Genomic DNA, 13387 nt, shown 5'->3' with positions numbered 1-13387 from the left:
CGTCGCCGATCGACGGTGCTGGAGCTGCTGCGCTATTCGTTGCGCGATTCGCGTGACAGCAGACGGGATACGGCCTGTAGCGGGGAGACTTTGTCGAACAGTACAGCGCAGACGGCTTCGGTAATGGGCATATCGATATTTAGCCCGCGTGCACGGGTCAGGGCGGCACGGGCACAGCGAACGCCTTCGGCGGTCATGCCCGAAGACAGGATCGTATCCAGGCCCTGACCCTGGCCCAGCGCGACACCCACCTGGCGATTGCGCGACAGGTCTCCGGTTGCCGTCAGGACAAGGTCGCCCAACCCGGTCAGCCCGCTGAAGGTGGCGGCCTCGCCGCCCAGCGCCAGGCCCAGGCGGCTCATTTCGGTCAGTCCACGGGTAATGAGCGCCGCACGTGCATTCATGCCTAGTGCCAGGCCATCAGCAATGCCACAGGCAATCGCAATAACGTTTTTCATGGCGCCGCCCACTTCAACGCCGACCACGTCTTGGCTTCGATAAATGCGGGTATTGCCCGCATGCAGGGCTTCTGTGGCCCGTGCTGTGACGCACTCATGGCGGCTGGCCACAGTCAGTGCAACCGGAAGACCCTGCGCCACTTCGCGCGCAAACGAAGGGCCGGACAGCACACCGGTATACGGAACGATATCGTCAAGAATGGCCTGCACCACTTCGTGAGGCAGGCGCGCCGTTTGCTGCTCGAATCCCTTGCAGGTCCATAGTACAGGCGTTGTTTGCAGGCCGGCAACTGGCAGATGCTCGCGCAAAATAGTACAGGTGTGGGCGATGGCTGCGACAGGTGTGCCCAGGATAATCAGGGACGTTGACGCTTCTTGCAGAAACGCAAACGCCTGGTCAAGACTGTCGCTGGCAAGCAAGCCAGGCGGCAGGGGGATATCCTGCAGATACCGCGGATTGCGATGCTGCTGGTTGATGTGTCGCGCCGTTTCCGGATCACGTGCCCAGACCATGGTCTGGGCATTATTGCAGGCGGCATGCGCCAGCGCTGTGCCCCAGCTGCCTGCTCCAAGAACGAGCACGCGCAATGACAACGGCGAAGGCGCAGGCGTCATGGGCGTTTATTGACGTGTGGTACCGGGAGGCACGTAGAGGCCTGAACCCGTGTCTGGCGAGTCATTGCCGCCGGCCTGGCTTTGTGCTTCCTGTACGCGCTGTTCATACAATGCCTGGAAGTTCACTTCGGCCAGGTGCAGCGGAGGCAGCGAGGTGCGGTTGATGGCATCGGCGACGTTGGCGCGCAGGTAAGGAAACAGCATGGTCGGGCAGACAATACCGATGAGTGGTTCGAACTGTTCTTCAGGCACATTGGCAATTTCAAAAATGCCTGCCTGCGTGCCTTCGACCAGATACAGCGTCTTGTCGCCAACCTTGGTGGTGATCGTCACTGTCACTGTCGCTTCGAAAACGGTATCGGCCAGGCGCTCGCCGCCGACGTTCAGAGACACTTCAACGTTCGGTGTTTCCTGCTCCAGGAAAATTTGCGGTGCATTGGGCATTTCCAGGGAAAGGTCTTTGAGATAGACACGTTGCATCGAGAATACCGGATCTGTTCCTGTCGCGTCGTTGTTCGACGCAGCGTTGTTTTCGTCAGCCATATAACTTCCTAATTATGTAAATATCAAAAATAAGCGGGTTATGCACCCAGCATGTTAACCAGTTTACCGTCGCGGTCAAGTGCCATCAGCTCGTCACAGCCACCGATATGCGCCTGGTCGATGAAGATTTGCGGCACCGTTGTACGCCCGCCGGATCGTTCAATCATAGCAGCCCGCTGCTCCCGGTTTGTGTCAATGCTGATTTTCTCCAGATCGTTCACTCCGCGTTCACGCAATAATTTTTCTGCGCGCACGCAGTAGGGGCAGGTCTGCTTGTAATACATGGTCACTTTTTTCATCATGAGCCTTATCTGTTCTCTGTGTAGCAATGGATGCGGTGCTGCGCCGCCGTGGCGACGCCGGCGATGACGTCAGCTGTGTTGCTTGACGGGCATGCCGTCAGCCTTCCAGGCCCCCATGCCGCCGGCCAGCGTATACACGTTCTCGGTGTTCTTGCTGCGCAGCACGTTGGCCATTTTGGCCGATTCACGTCCATTGTCGCATACCAGGATCAGCGGTTTGTTGCGCGGCAGGGTACCGGCTTTCTGTTCAAAGTCGGCTGCTGGCAGATTGCGGGCAGAAGGAATGGAGCCGCTGCGATAGCTATCGGCGGCACGCAGATCGACAAACACCGCGTTTTCACGGTTGACCAGGTTGACCGCATCTTTGACGCTCAGCCCGGTATTGCCTTTGCCCTGTTGGCGCAGCAGGGGGAAAACCAGCAGGGCGCCGGCTACCAGCAGAAAAATAAGAAAGTAAATCGAGTTTTGATAAAAAAGAAAATCCACAATGAATCCTGTAAATTGCGTTTTTCAAACGCTGAATTTACTGATTATAAAATAGCTCGCCTATTCGTGATAAGACTTCTGTAAAATAGACAAAATTAATGGTTGACCCGGGCCGCAGGCACGCGGCGGGCCGATTTTCAACCCGGTACAGTTTTTCAGTTTGTCTTGCGGGAATCAATAATGTATAAGCTAGTGTTAATGCGCCATGGCGAAAGCCAGTGGAATCTTGAAAACCGGTTTACCGGCTGGAAAGACGTCGATCTGACTGAAACCGGTCGTCAGCAGGCCTGGGAAGCAGGCGAGCTGCTCAAAAAAGAAGGCTACACCTTCGATCTGGCATTCACATCTGTGTTAAAACGCGCCATCCGCACCCTCTGGATCGCCCTGGACGCCATGGATGCCATGTACACGCCGGTGCACTACAGCTGGCGCCTGAACGAAAGGCACTATGGTGCGCTGCAGGGGTTGAACAAGGCGGAAACCGCCCAGAAGTATGGTGATGAGCAGGTGCTGGTGTGGCGTCGGGCCTACGCGATTGCGCCCGAGCCACTGGACGGAGACGACGAACGCCATCCGCGCTTTGATGCCCGCTATAGTCGCATTGCCCCTGCCGATCTGCCGGCAACCGAATGCCTGAAGGATACCGTTGAACGGGTACTGCCATTGTGGAATGAATCCATTGCGCCCGCGATCAAGGCTGGCCGCAATGTGCTTATTTCTGCCCACGGCAATAGTCTGCGTGCATTGATCAAACATCTGGATCAGGTCTCTGAAGACGATATCGTCAATTTAAATATCCCTACCGGCCAGCCGCTGGTCTATGAGCTTGATGAGAACCTCAAGCCCATTAAACACTATTATCTGGGCGACCAGGATGCCATCGCTGCGGCCATGGCTGCTGTTGCGGCCCAGGGAAAGGCCAAAAAGGACTGACGTGATCCGGGTCTCGCGCACATTGCGTCTTCTGTCTGCATGCCGGCCATAGGGAAGGCGTCATGAGTGGGTCCGGTCCCTTGTTATCATTGCGTTTGCTCGGCAGTGCGACGCTTGCCTGTCTGGTTCTGCTTGCGAGCGGGCCGGCGGGCGCGCAATCCATTTCTTCGCTTACCAAACAGCAGCAGAATGCCGAACAGTTGCGTCGTGACCTTCAGGAAAAAATTGCGCAAGTTCAGAAGCGGATCGATGAATCCGAAAGCGATCGCAAGGATGTCACCGAGTCGCTGCGCCAGTCCGAGACCGAAATTTCCCGGCTCAATGCCAGGCTTGATGATCTGGACAGCCAGAGGGACAAGACCGAGAGGGAGCTGGACGACCTGCGCCAGGAGCAGGCCGCGCAGCAGGGGCTCATGGAGCAGCGCCGCCAGGAACTGGCAGAGCAGCTCAAGTCCCAGTACACCCACGGTGTTTCACCATGGGCCGCGCTGCTCTCCGGCGATGATGCACAGAAAATCGGCCGTGACCTGACCTACCTCAGTTATGTTACCAAGGCAAGAACCCGGGCTGTTGAAGCGCTCAACACCGAAATCGCCCGTCTTGACGCCGTCAAAAAGAAGGTGGCGGATCACCGGAAAACGTTGCAGAAATTGGCTGATGACGCAGAAAAAAGCAAGGCTGATCTGGAGCAGGAAAAGCAAAAGCACGCGGCGGTGCTGGCCAGGGTTGAAGAAGATCTGAAAGCGCGGCGGTCCCAGGCTGGCAAGCTGGCGCGGGACGACAAGCGCCTGAACGCGCTTATCGATGATATTCAGGGCAGCATTGTCAAGCAGCGCGAGGCCATTCGTCGTGCCGCAATCGAGCGCGAGGCCCGCGAGGCTGCGCGACGCAAGGCGCTGCAACAGGCCCGTGAGCAGGCCGCTCGTGAAGCTGCCCAGCAGGCGGCGCTTGCGGCAAGGCGCGCGGATCAGGCGGCGCGTCAGGCCCAGGCGGCCCGGGAAGCAGAACAACGCGCCTATATGACGGCCGAAGAACAGACAGAGGCCCTGCGGCGCGCCCGCGAAAACGCGCCATCTGCCGGCGCTGGCGTACCGCCTTCGCCCGACCTGAACACAGCCAGCCGTTCTGCGGCAGCGGCGCAGGAGCAGTTGGCGCTGGCGCGGATACAGCGGGAAAATCTGGAAATCGATCGCGAGAAGGCCCGTCTGGCGCGCCTGAAGGCTGAAGAGCAAGTGCGGCTGGCGCAGAAGGCGCGTGAAGATGAGCGCAAGGCTGCTGCAGAAGCCTCGTCTGGCACTGCCGGCCTGCAGCGCGGTGCACCCTGGCCCGTACGCGGCAGTGTGCAGGGTCGCTTCGGCACGCCGCGTCCCGATACGGGTGATGTCTGGCGCGGCATTCTGATTCGGGCGGGCAGCGGCACGCCGGTCAAGGCGGTTGGCAGCGGTAGCGTAGTTTATGCATCATGGATTCAGGGATTTGGTAACCTCATTATTGTGGATCACCAGAATGGGTATCTGAGTGTATATGGTTACAATCAGAGCCTGAGCAAAAAGGTGGGCGACCGAGTACGCATTGGCCAGACCATTGCCCGTGTCGGCGCTACGGGGGGGCAGGTTGACCCTGGCCTCTATTTCGAAATCAGACAAGGGTCTACTCCGGTAGATCCCATGAGCTGGCTGGCCCGGTAACGGTGCCGCGCATTTATCCGGAAGACGCTATGAAATTGTTTGCAGTGCGCCAGTTGTCATATGTAATTATCATCGGGCTGATTCAGGCAGGCATCGCCTATTCGCCAGTGGCTTTGTCTCAGCAGAAGCCGGCCAATCCGGCGCGGCAGATTCCCGCACCCGAGACTCACGCTCCGCTGCCTGCCGAAGAGTCGTTGCCATTTGCCGAGCTGCAGCGTTTCGCGCGCGTGTACGCTGCGATCAAAAACAGCTACGTAGAGCCGATAGAGGACCAGAAACTGATCGAGTCCGCGATCAAGGGCATGGTTCAGGATCTGGATCCGCATTCGGCCTATCTGGATGAGCAAGAGTATGAAGAGATGCGAGTGTCCACCGATGGCGAGTTTGGTGGCCTGGGCATTGAGATCGGCCCCGAAAAAGGCTTTGTGAAAATTATTTCGCCCATTGAAGATACGCCGGCGGCCAAGGCCGGCATCATGCCAGGCGACATCATTACCGGCATCAATGGCGAAAGTATGGAAGGCAAGCCGCTGAACGATGTGGTGAAGAATCTCCGGGGAGACGTGGGTACGTCGATCAAGCTTTCGGTCAGCCGTCCGTCCACCGGCAAACAGTTGGACTTTGATTTGGTCCGCGCTGTGATCAAGGTGCAAAGCGTGCGCAGCAAAATGCTGCCTGATGCGATCGCCTATGTGCGTGTATCGCAGTTTCAGGAACGCACAGGTCCCGATCTGGCGACGCACTTGAAACAGCTGGACGCCAAGGGCACACCGAAAGGTCTGGTGCTTGATTTGCGCAACGATCCAGGCGGATTGTTGACGGGCGCCATCGGGGTGTCGGCGGCATTTCTGAAGCCCGGCATCAATGTGGTGTCTACCAAGTCCCGCGACGATCAGGATTCGCATGTGTTCAACGCCGATGCGCGGGACTACGTTCACAATTCGAGTGATTATCTGAAAGGCCTGCCAGCCTGGACCAGAACGGTTCCCATGGTGGCATTGATCAACGTTGGTTCGGCATCAGCTGCGGAAATTGTCGCTGGCGCGCTGCAGGACCACAAGCGCGCCACGGTGATGGGTAATCGCAGTTTCGGCAAGGGTTCGGTCCAGGTGGTCATGCCGCTGGACGATAATACGGCGCTCAAGCTGACCACGGCACGTTATTTCACCCCCTCCGGGCGCTCCATCCAGGCCACCGGCATTGTTCCGGATGTCGTGGTGACGGACACCGAAAAAGGCGATCTGTTCAGCTTCCCGCGCGAGGCCGACCTGGCCGAGCATCTGCGCAATGACCAGGCTGGTGAAAACGGTGAAGTCAAAGGCACCACCTCAATCAAGCCCGACGAAACGGCAGAGGACCAGCAGGTCTTTGAGTTCGGCTCGGCTGACGATTTTCAGCTGGCGCAGGCGGTGAACAAACTGCTGGGCAAACCGGTCAAGGGCGGTGCACCGGTTGCCGAAAAGCAACTGAGCGAGAAGGAAAAGCAGACGGAGAGCAAATCCATTGACGCGGCTTCTGACAGCGTCGCCAAACCGGGACAGGATCAGGGTGATAAGCCAGTCAAGGGCGAACCTGCTGACGCAGATGAGCCTGATAAGGCCGCGCCTGCTGCGCCACCGCCAGCCGAGCGCAAGGCGCCGGCTGATGCTGTCAAGCCGGCGGCACCCGCGCAGCCCGCAGGAAAATAGCCAATGGATGATAACCAGCTACTGCGCTATGCGCGACATCTGATGCTTGAGGCCATCGGCATTGAGGGGCAGGAAAAACTGCTTGCCAGTTCCGTGCTGATCCTCGGGCTCGGTGGGCTGGGCTCGCCGGTGGCCGCGTATCTGGCCTCTGCCGGCGTTGGTCGGCTGGTGCTGGTGGATGACGATCAGGTCGAGCTGTCGAATTTGCAGCGCCAGATCATCCATACCACTGCACGCATCGGCCAGAGCAAGGCAGAATCAGCGCTTGCGGCCATTGGCCAGATCAATCCGGATTGCGTGGTGGACACGGTCGTCGAACGGGTCGACACCGATCGCCTGGGGCAGTTGCTTGCCGGGGTCGATATTATCGTGGACTGCACCGATAATTTCCGCACGCGCCAGGCCATCAATGAAGTATGCGTTGCACACGCCAAGCCCTTTGTGTCGGGTGCGGCCATCCGGTTTGCTGGCCAGGTGACGGTGTTTGATACGCGCCACGCAGACTCGCCCTGTTACGCCTGCGCATTTCCTCCCTCAGACAATTTACAGACCGACAACTGTGCCACCATGGGCGTCTTTGCGCCGCTGGTCGGTATCATCGGCAGCGTAGAGGCGGCCGAAACCATCAAAACGCTGCTGGGTGCGGGCGACAACCTGCGCGGTCGGCTGATGATGCTCGATGCGCTATCCATGCAGTGGCAAACGCTGCTGCTGGAGCGCAATCTGGCATGTCCAGTGTGTGCAACACGCGATCGTTAATTGCTGTCCTGGCTGGCAGATTGCCTGGTTAAATTGCACTTGTCATGAGCCGGCGCCTGCAGCGTGAGTTGCGTGCTGCGCAGCTCATCACGTCTGAAATAATGAATAAGGACTTGCTGTCCGGGCCGGTAGCGGCCCTGCAGCTTGTCCCAGTTTGCCGCTTCAATGCGCAGGCCATCCATGGCCAGCAGAATATCGCCGGCCGATAGGCCTGCCGCATGCGCTGCGCCGCCTTCAATAACCTGCGCCAGGCCCGGTTCACCGGTTGCCGTGGCCCGCATGGTGGCGCCAATGCCTGGTGCGCGGCGCTCGGTCTGCCAGGACAGGCTGATGCCTTGTGTTTCCAGCAACGAGGCCAGCGGCAAATCGTCTGTTTGTTCGGTGGCCGCGTCAATAAATGACTGCAGATCCACGCCCGTCGCCTGCTTGAGCAGGCCCGCAAATTCATGCTCCTGCAAGCCACGCTGGCGTGACTGGTAAAAGCGGCGGCCATAGCGATCCCAAAGCAATCGCATGACGTCGTCCAGCGACTTGCGGTTGCCGGTGGCGTTGCGAATGCTCAGATCCAGCGCCAGCGCGACCAGGGACCCCTTTGTATAGTAGCTGACGATATTGTTGATGGAACTCTCGTCCTGGCGATAATATCGATTCCATGCGTCAAAGGAGCTGTCGGCTACGCTCTGCCTGAAGCGCCCCGGCGCCCTGTGTACGCCGGTAATAGTCTTGCCCAGCAGTTGCAGATAGTCGTTTTCATCTACGACGCCGGCGCGCAATAGCATCAGATCATCGTAGTATGAGGTGAAGCCTTCGAAAATCCACAGCAAGCTGGTCAGATTGGGCTGGGACAGATCATAGGGGACAAAGGCCTGCGGCTTGATGCGCTTGACATTCCAGGTATGAAAATATTCGTGGCTGACCAGACCGAGAAAACCGGTATAGCCTTCGCTGCGTTCATCGTTGCCGATCACAGGCAGGTCCTGGCGGGACGCCACCAGTGCCGTGGAGGCGCGATGCTCCAGGCCGCCATAATCCTTTCCTGTCACGTAAGTCATGAACACATAGCGATCGGCGCTGTCCAGAAACGGTGCGCGCTGGCTGCGAGGCTCAAAAAAACGGATCTGGGTTTCGCAGATTTTCGCCGTATCGCGTGCAATGCGCTTGAAGTCGACGTTGGGCAACACCCCGGTAAACACCATTTCATGTTTGGCCCCGCATACGGTAAACGTTTCCACGTGAGGCGTGCCCATCTCGACCGGATGGTCCACCAGGGCATCGTAATCGGGCGCCTCATAGACCCCGAACCGATGCGGCAGGGTCGTCTGCCGGCCCCGGCGTGCCGGTCGCAGGCTGGTATAAACGCGCCAATGGCGGGTGCTGCTGCCCGGTTCAATCGTCACCTGGCATGGTTGCTTTTCGCGGCCATGCACTTTCAGAAAAACGCTGGTGCCATTGAAAAAGCCATGGGTCTGATCCAGATGGGCGCAGCGCACCGACAGATCCCAGGCGTACACCCGATAATTGAGCGTCAGGCGGCGGGAGCTGGGCGCCACTTGCCAGGTGTGGTTATCCAGTTTTTTGATGGCCAGCGCAGATCTGCCGGTCTTTGCCGTCAGGCCGTGAATATGCCGGGAAAAATCCCGTATCAGATAGCTGCCGGGGATCCATGCCGGCAGCGACACAACCTGGCCGCGACGGTCGGGGTTGTCAATGGTGACCTGGACATCAAAATAATGAGCGGCGGGGTCGGCGGGCGTGATCTGATAGGAAACGGAAGGCATACTGACTCTGTAAAATTTTGGGGTTAAGTAAGTAACTATAGCAAAAACCGCAGGTTTGTCGTTTTTTGACCATTCAGTGGCTACAATAATCGACACAATTTCAGTGAATATCCGAATACTCACAGGGAGACCGAAGCATGTCAGAAGAATTTGTCGTATCGCGTGTCGAAGGCGCTGTCGGCGTCATTACCATCAATCGTCCCAAGGTCCTGAATGCGCTTAGCAATGAGCTGATGCGCGTACTTAGCCAGGCCCTGCTGGCCATGCAGGCAGACAGCAGTGTCAATGTCATTGTATTGACCGGTTCCGACAAGGCGTTTGCTGCCGGTGCCGATATCTCGGCCATGAAAGACTGGGATTATATGGATGTCTACAAGAGCAATTACATTGGCGGCGACTGGGAAACCATGAAGAATGTCATTCGCAAGCCAGTCATTGCGGCGGTCTCGGGCTATGCCTTGGGCGGTGGTTGCGAGCTGGCCATGATGTGCGACACCATCTATGCGGCCGAAAGCGCCCGATTCGGCCAGCCCGAAATCAAGTTGGGTACGATCCCCGGCCTGGGCGGCACGCAGCGGTTGACCCGCGCAGTGGGCAAGGCCAAGGCCATGGATCTGGTGCTCACGGGCCGCATGATGGACGCCAAGGAAGCAGAAAGCGCGGGGCTGGTTGCTCGTGTCCTGCCGGTCGAGAATTTTCTCGAGGAAGTGATCAAGATCGCGCAGGGCATGGCGGGCATGTCGCAAACTACGCTCATGATGGCCAAGGAATGCCTCAACGTGGCGCTGGAAACAACACTTGAGCAGGGGTTGTTGTTTGAGCGCCGTGTATTTCACGCAACGTTTGCGACAAAGGACCAGAAAGAAGGGATGGACGCCTTTGTTGGCAAGCGAGCACCTGCCTTCAATAATATGTAAGAAAACGTCCCCGCGTCTTGCCTATGACTTGAAATATACGATATACTTCTATGGCTTAACTGAATGCTAAAAACCGTTATGAACGGCGCGGGGGCTTTACTTATGAATCATCCATCGGCATGAATCATCCAACGGGAGCCATCGGACCTGATCGTACGAAGCATTTGCCGGGAAGGTCGGTTTTGCAGTCCGGGGTGTCTACAGATACGCCCGTTGCCAATAACCAACACACCGCAGTAGGAAAGGCTGCGCCGGTAATGTCAGAAAAAGCACAAACAACGCCACAGGAAGCGCGTTCACTGAGCTTGACTCCACAAGAGCGAGCCAGGATGAACGCAAGGGCGGCAAGGGGCCTGGTTAATCTGGTGCTGGCACAAGCAGCGTTGCTGCTCATAACAGCACTGGTGAGTTGGCTTGTTGCGGGGGGCTATGCAGCGCTATCGGCGCTGGCCGGGGGGTTGATTTATCTGATCCCATCCTCGTTCGCTGCTCTTCATATGCTTGTAAAGATTTACAGTCAGGCTAACGCCGGTGCGCTTACGTTCTTTTGGACGCAAGCGCTGAAGATTGGCGGAACGCTGGCATTGCTGGCCCTGGTAGTCAGGTTCGCGGGAACCTACCTTGTCTGGCCTGCCTTGCTGATCGGGCTTGTTGTTGTATTGAAGGGGTATGTCCTGCTGCTTGTGTTGAATAAACTCAGGTAGTCAGACATAAATGGGATAAATCAAAATGCAGCCTGAACCGGCTGCGAATTTGGAGTACGTACTAAATGGCTGCATCTGCCGAAGTATCGCCTCAGTCAGCTTATGTCCAGCATCACCTGGCGCACCTGAACAATACGGGTCATCCTCAAACCAGCATTCTGGATATGAGTGTTATCAATTACGACTCCGTATTCTGGTCTCTGGCCACGGGTCTGGCTGTCGTATTCCTCCTATGGCTGGCAGCCCGCCGTGCGACCAATGGCGTACCTGGTCGTTTTCAGGCTAGCGTCGAAATGGTTGTTGATATGGTCAACGATCAGGCAAAAAGCATTGTTCATAACGAAGTATCGCGCAAGTTCATCGCGCCATTGGCGTTGACCGTGTTTTTGTGGGTCACGCTGATGAACGTGCTGGACCTTATCCCGGTTGATCTGGCTGGTGCCATTTTCGGCTGGCTGGGCCTGACCGGTGACGCTACTGCGCATGGCCCCCTGTATTATCATCGCATTCTTCCTACTGCCGACTTGAACGTTCCCATGGGAATGTCTCTGGCTGTGTTGCTGCTGTCTTTTTACTACGGTATCAAAATCAAGAGCGCCGGTGGTTTTGTGAAAGAGCTGTTCACTGCGCCGTTTCACGCGCATGGCTTTGCCGCTGTCCTGCTGTCGCCTTTCAATCTGTTGCTCAATATCATCGAATACGCTGCCAAAACCGTTTCTCTCGGTATGCGGTTGTTCGGTAATATGTTCGCCGGTGAACTGTTGTTCATGCTGATTGCCCTGTTGGGTGGTGCATGGACCGGTTTTTCCGCAATGAATATCGGGCTTGGCATTGGCCAGGTACTGGCCGGATCAATATGGGCTATTTTCCATATCCTGATCATCCTGCTCCAGGCCTTTATTTTCATGATGCTGACCCTGGTATATCTTGGTCAGGCGCATGAGAGCCACTAAGGTTTCGTCATAGCAGGTTCTGTTATGCCGTAGTCGGTAGATCGGAAATCAATAACCGATCTACCAAGTTTTAAGCAGTAATTTTCCATCTTTAAATTGTTTTAGGTTCATAACCACAAGGAGTTGTCATGACCACAGCAGCTTTCGTTGCTCTTGCTTGCGCTTTCATCATCGGCCTGGGCGCTATAGGCGCGTGTATCGGTATCGGTATCATGGGCGGTAAATACCTCGAAGCATCCGCTCGTCAGCCAGAACTGATGAACGTTTTGCAAACTAAAATGTTCTTGTTGGCTGGTCTTATCGACGCTGCGTTCCTGATCGGTGTTGGTATCGCCATGCTGTTCGCGTTCGCAAGCCCGTTTGGTGCCTGATAACAAGACGTAAGGCCATCTTCGGATGGTGGTGAACAAGATGGAATAGCGAACCCTGATATTCAGGGTTCGCCAATGACAAAAGTTCAAGTAAATTTCAGGATTTCGCCCAGGCGAAACCGCCCATTATTGAAGGGAAACGACCGTGAATTTAAACGCGACGCTCTTTTTCCAGACGCTCGTTTTTTTTGTGCTGGCGTGGTTCACGATGAAATTCGTGTGGCCTCCGCTGATCAAGGCCATTGAAGAACGTCGTCAGAAGATTGCCGATGGTCTGGCTGCAGCCGACAAAGGCAAAGCGGATCTCGCTCAGTCCCAGGCTCGTATCAGTCTGATCGAAGCCGATGCCAAGCAGCAAACACATGCTCGCTTGCAGGACGCTGAAAAACATGCCGCATCGATTGTTGATGCTGCCCGCGGAGAAGCAGAAACTGAACGTTCACGCATCATCGCTCAGGCCCAACAGGATGCCGAGCGTGAAGTGCAGCGTGTACGGGACAGCCTGCGTGATGAAGTAGCTGCCCTTGCCGTCAAAGGCGCAGAGCAGATTCTCAAGCGCGAAGTCAATCCTCAGACGCATGCCGAGTTGCTGAACCAACTCAAGGCACAGCTTTAATTCGGAAATACCATGGCAGAACTATCAACCGTTGCCCGTCCGTACGCCGAGGCGCTTTTTGCCTCTGCGAAAAATGATCCGGCAGGTCTTGCTGCATGGTCGGATGCCGTCAATGAGCTCGCGCAGCTTTCAAGTCTGAAAGATGTGCGTGAAGCGATGTCAGATCCGCAACTGGAACGAAAAACAAAAGAAGATGTTTTTCTGGGCCTGCTCAAAACGTCCTTGTCGCAGCCAATGCGCAATTTCGTCGACCTGCTCATTGAAAACGATCGTCTTTTGCTCCTGCCACAAATCGCCGAGCAGTTCGAGGCGCTCAGAAACCGCAATGATGGGACTGCGCAGGCAGATATCACCAGTGCTTTCGAGATGTCCGAAGCCCAGGTGCAGGAACTGATTGCCGGGCTGGAGAAAAAATTCGGCGTTAAACTGAAGCCGGTTGTTACCGTTGATCCATCGCTTATCGGTGGCGTTCGCGTAACAGTAGGTGATCAGGTATTAGATACTTCCGTGCAGGCTCAGTTGAGCCGCCTGCGCGACACACTGGCGGCTCACTAAGCGCCATACATAACAGGATTT

15 protein-coding genes are annotated in these 13387 nt (G+C 56.6%); 10 read left to right on the top strand and 5 right to left on the bottom strand.

Annotation, left to right across the window (positions count from 1 at the left end):
• Nucleotides 1-32 precede the first annotated feature (32 nt).
• The 4 genes from INT32_RS08525 to INT32_RS08510 all read right to left on the bottom strand — a co-directional run bounded on the left by INT32_RS08525 (nt 33) and on the right by INT32_RS08510 (nt 2404).
• Nucleotides 33-1073 (bottom strand): NAD(P)H-dependent glycerol-3-phosphate dehydrogenase, encoded by a 1041-nt coding sequence (locus INT32_RS08525; RefSeq protein WP_193088309.1) that lies wholly within the window; start codon nt 1071-1073, stop codon nt 33-35.
• 6 nt (nt 1074-1079) lie between these two features.
• Nucleotides 1080-1616 (bottom strand): protein-export chaperone SecB, encoded by a 537-nt coding sequence (gene secB, locus INT32_RS08520; protein ID WP_193088308.1) that lies wholly within the window; start codon nt 1614-1616, stop codon nt 1080-1082.
• Nucleotides 1617-1654: 38 nt separating this feature from the next.
• Entirely contained in the window at nt 1655-1918 is a 264-nt protein-coding gene (gene grxC, locus INT32_RS08515) for a glutaredoxin 3 (protein WP_370540200.1), read from the bottom strand.
• A 69-nt stretch (nt 1919-1987) separates the two neighbouring features.
• The gene (locus INT32_RS08510) at nt 1988-2404 is read right to left on the bottom strand and encodes a rhodanese-like domain-containing protein (protein ID WP_193088307.1); all 417 of its coding nucleotides are present in this window, start codon (nt 2402-2404) and stop codon (nt 1988-1990) included.
• Between the two features lie 180 nt (nt 2405-2584).
• Here INT32_RS08510 and gpmA point away from each other — a divergent pair, with 180 nt between their 5' ends.
• The 4 genes from gpmA (at nt 2585) to INT32_RS08490 (ending at nt 7472) form a co-directional block, all read left to right on the top strand.
• Nucleotides 2585-3337, top strand: a complete 753-nt coding sequence (gene gpmA / locus INT32_RS08505) for a 2,3-diphosphoglycerate-dependent phosphoglycerate mutase (protein ID WP_193088306.1) — start codon at nt 2585-2587, stop codon at nt 3335-3337.
• Between the two features lie 62 nt (nt 3338-3399).
• A complete protein-coding gene (locus tag INT32_RS08500) occupies nt 3400-5025 on the top strand; it encodes a murein hydrolase activator EnvC (protein ID WP_193088305.1) in 1626 nt (541 codons plus the stop codon).
• Nucleotides 5026-5054: 29 nt separating this feature from the next.
• A complete protein-coding gene (locus tag INT32_RS08495; RefSeq protein WP_193088304.1) occupies nt 5055-6713 on the top strand; it encodes a S41 family peptidase in 1659 nt (552 codons plus the stop codon).
• Between the two features lie 3 nt (nt 6714-6716).
• Nucleotides 6717-7472 (top strand): HesA/MoeB/ThiF family protein, encoded by a 756-nt coding sequence (locus INT32_RS08490; RefSeq protein WP_193088303.1) that lies wholly within the window; start codon nt 6717-6719, stop codon nt 7470-7472.
• On the opposite strand, the gene INT32_RS08485 is transcribed toward INT32_RS08490, so the two are convergent.
• Nucleotides 7469-9250, bottom strand: a complete 1782-nt coding sequence (locus INT32_RS08485) for a M61 family metallopeptidase (protein ID WP_193088302.1) — start codon at nt 9248-9250, stop codon at nt 7469-7471. The genes INT32_RS08490 and INT32_RS08485 overlap by 4 nt on opposite strands.
• 137 nt (nt 9251-9387) lie before the next feature.
• Here INT32_RS08485 and INT32_RS08480 point away from each other — a divergent pair, with 137 nt between their 5' ends.
• The 6 genes from INT32_RS08480 (at nt 9388) to INT32_RS08455 (ending at nt 13366) form a co-directional block, all read left to right on the top strand.
• Entirely contained in the window at nt 9388-10167 is a 780-nt protein-coding gene (locus INT32_RS08480) for an enoyl-CoA hydratase (protein WP_193088301.1), read from the top strand.
• 257 nt (nt 10168-10424) lie between these two features.
• Entirely contained in the window at nt 10425-10871 is a 447-nt protein-coding gene (locus INT32_RS08475; protein ID WP_193088300.1) for an ATP synthase subunit I, read from the top strand.
• 65 nt (nt 10872-10936) lie between these two features.
• Nucleotides 10937-11824: a F0F1 ATP synthase subunit A gene (gene atpB / locus INT32_RS08470; RefSeq protein ID WP_193088299.1), complete on the top strand. Its 888-nt coding sequence runs from the start codon at nt 10937-10939 to the stop codon at nt 11822-11824.
• Between the two features lie 128 nt (nt 11825-11952).
• Nucleotides 11953-12195, top strand: coding sequence for a F0F1 ATP synthase subunit C (gene atpE, locus INT32_RS08465; protein ID WP_014749574.1), 243 nt, complete (start codon nt 11953-11955; stop codon nt 12193-12195).
• 145 nt (nt 12196-12340) lie between these two features.
• Nucleotides 12341-12811 (top strand): F0F1 ATP synthase subunit B, encoded by a 471-nt coding sequence (locus INT32_RS08460; RefSeq protein ID WP_024005178.1) that lies wholly within the window; start codon nt 12341-12343, stop codon nt 12809-12811.
• 12 nt (nt 12812-12823) lie between these two features.
• On the top strand, nt 12824-13366 hold the full coding sequence (locus INT32_RS08455) for a F0F1 ATP synthase subunit delta (RefSeq protein WP_193088298.1): 543 nt from the start codon (nt 12824-12826) through the stop codon (nt 13364-13366).
• The last annotated feature ends 21 nt before the right edge of the window (nt 13367-13387 follow it).

The organism is Advenella sp. FME57 (assembly GCF_014897675.1).
In the GTDB taxonomy this organism is placed as follows: Bacteria; Pseudomonadota; Gammaproteobacteria; order Burkholderiales; family Burkholderiaceae_B; genus Advenella.
Note: the sequence above shows the minus strand (reverse complement) of the source record. Positions and strands in the feature narration are given on the sequence as shown.

Coding starts and splice junctions, on each gene's coding strand:
- INT32_RS08475 (WP_193088300.1), top strand. CDS start 10,425: ATGTCAGAAAAAGCACAAACAACGCCACAGGAAGCGCGTTCACTGAGC.
- atpE (WP_014749574.1), top strand. CDS start 11,953: ATGACCACAGCAGCTTTCGTTGCTCTTGCTTGCGCTTTCATCATCGGC.
- INT32_RS08500 (WP_193088305.1), top strand. CDS start 3,400: ATGAGTGGGTCCGGTCCCTTGTTATCATTGCGTTTGCTCGGCAGTGCG.
- INT32_RS08480 (WP_193088301.1), top strand. CDS start 9,388: ATGTCAGAAGAATTTGTCGTATCGCGTGTCGAAGGCGCTGTCGGCGTC.
- INT32_RS08455 (WP_193088298.1), top strand. CDS start 12,824: ATGGCAGAACTATCAACCGTTGCCCGTCCGTACGCCGAGGCGCTTTTT.
- secB (WP_193088308.1), bottom strand. CDS start 1,616: ATGGCTGACGAAAACAACGCTGCGTCGAACAACGACGCGACAGGAACA.
- gpmA (WP_193088306.1), top strand. CDS start 2,585: ATGTATAAGCTAGTGTTAATGCGCCATGGCGAAAGCCAGTGGAATCTT.
- INT32_RS08525 (WP_193088309.1), bottom strand. CDS start 1,073: ATGACGCCTGCGCCTTCGCCGTTGTCATTGCGCGTGCTCGTTCTTGGA.
- INT32_RS08495 (WP_193088304.1), top strand. CDS start 5,055: ATGAAATTGTTTGCAGTGCGCCAGTTGTCATATGTAATTATCATCGGG.
- atpB (WP_193088299.1), top strand. CDS start 10,937: ATGGCTGCATCTGCCGAAGTATCGCCTCAGTCAGCTTATGTCCAGCAT.
- INT32_RS08485 (WP_193088302.1), bottom strand. CDS start 9,250: ATGCCTTCCGTTTCCTATCAGATCACGCCCGCCGACCCCGCCGCTCAT.
- INT32_RS08490 (WP_193088303.1), top strand. CDS start 6,717: ATGGATGATAACCAGCTACTGCGCTATGCGCGACATCTGATGCTTGAG.
- grxC (WP_370540200.1), bottom strand. CDS start 1,918: ATGATGAAAAAAGTGACCATGTATTACAAGCAGACCTGCCCCTACTGC.